Origin of the sequence: Nocardioides sp. (assembly GCF_024509035.1) — a bacterium.
GTDB lineage: Bacteria > Actinomycetota > Actinomycetes > Propionibacteriales > Nocardioidaceae > Nocardioides.
In genome coordinates, this window is the sequence record NZ_JANINT010000111.1 from 6,167 (window position 1) to 7,475 (window position 1,309).

At 72.3% G+C, this 1,309-nt stretch carries 1 protein-coding gene and 1 pseudogene; both read left to right on the forward strand.

Features of this window, described 5'->3' with window-relative positions:
- Positions 1-433, forward strand: a pseudogene (locus Q0L15_RS09235) (argininosuccinate lyase); the annotation flags it as partial.
- Complete coding sequence (locus tag Q0L15_RS09240; RefSeq protein ID WP_296603825.1) at positions 417-1,010, forward strand: DNA-3-methyladenine glycosylase; 594 nt, start codon at positions 417-419, stop codon at positions 1,008-1,010. The pseudogene Q0L15_RS09235 and the gene Q0L15_RS09240, both read left to right, overlap by 17 nt.
- The last annotated feature ends 299 nt before the right edge of the window (positions 1,011-1,309 follow it).

Genomic DNA, 1,309 nt, shown 5'->3' on the forward strand with positions numbered 1-1,309 from the left:
CCAGGAGGACAAGGAGCCGGTCTTCGACTCCGTCGACACCCTCGAGGTGCTGCTGCCGGCGTTCACGGGGATGGTCGCGACGCTCGTCTTCGACACCGACCGGATGGCCGAGCTGGCGCCCCAGGGGTTCTCGCTCGCGACCGACGTCGCCGAGTGGCTGGTCCGCGAGGGCGTGCCGTTCCGGGTGGCCCACGAGCTCGCCGGCGCGTGCGTGCGCCGGTGCGAGGAGCTCGGCATCGAGCTCGCGGACCTGACCGACGAGCAGTTCGCCGAGATCTCGCCCGCACTCACACCGGGCGTTCGCGACGTGCTCACCGTCGAGGGCTCGGTCGCCTCCCGCGACGGCCGTGGCGGCACCGCCCCGGCCCGGGTGCGCGAGCAGCTCGACGACCTGACCGCCCTCGTCGCCGGACACCGTGCCCGGCTCACCTGAGCTCCCCGCGCTGCTCGCCGGACCGGTCCTTGAGGTCGCTCCGCGGCTGCTCGGTGCCGTGCTCAGGCACGGTGACGTCGTGGTCCGGATCACCGAGGTCGAGGCGTACGACGGCGCGAACGATCCCGGTTCGCACGCCTACCGAGGGCGGACCCGGCGCAACGCGGTGATGTTCGGGCCGCCGGGTCACCTGTACTGCTACTTCACCTACGGCATGCACGTGTGCTGCAACGTGGTGTGTGGCCCCGAGGGCACCTCGAGCGCGGTGCTCGTCCGAGCCGGGGAGATCGTCGACGGCCTCGAGCTGGCGCGCGAGCGCCGCCCACGCGCGAGCGACCGCGACCTGGCGCGGGGCCCGGCGCGCCTGTGCAGCGCCCTCGGCATCGAGCTGGACCACGACGGCACCGACCTGGTGGCCGGCCCGGTGACCCTGACGCTCGGGGAACCGGCCGCGGACGTCTCGACCGGTCCCCGCGTGGGGCTGCGCGGCGCGCCCGACCGTCCGTGGCGGTTCTGGCTGACCGGCGAGCCGACCGTGTCGGCGTACCGTCCGGCGGCGCCGTTGAGGCGCCGTTGAGGCGCTGCTGAGGGCGGATCCAGGTGGGGGAGACGCCCGGTTTGGCACGACCGCGGGGCGCTGGTAATGTTCCTTCTCGCCGCGGAGAGCGGCTCCCCCTCGGGCCGAGAGGCCACACCGAAGGGGAGCGGTGCGTCCGGGGTGCGGATCCGTTGCAGTCAGGTCGGCCAAGTTGACCAGGCGAAGCGGAACCGGTAAGTTTCTGCAGGTTGCCCCGCAGCCGGCCCGCGAGGGTCCGGTGCGAGTGCGTCTGATTCTTGAGAACTCAACAGTGTGTCATAGTCGACGAATTAGTTTGT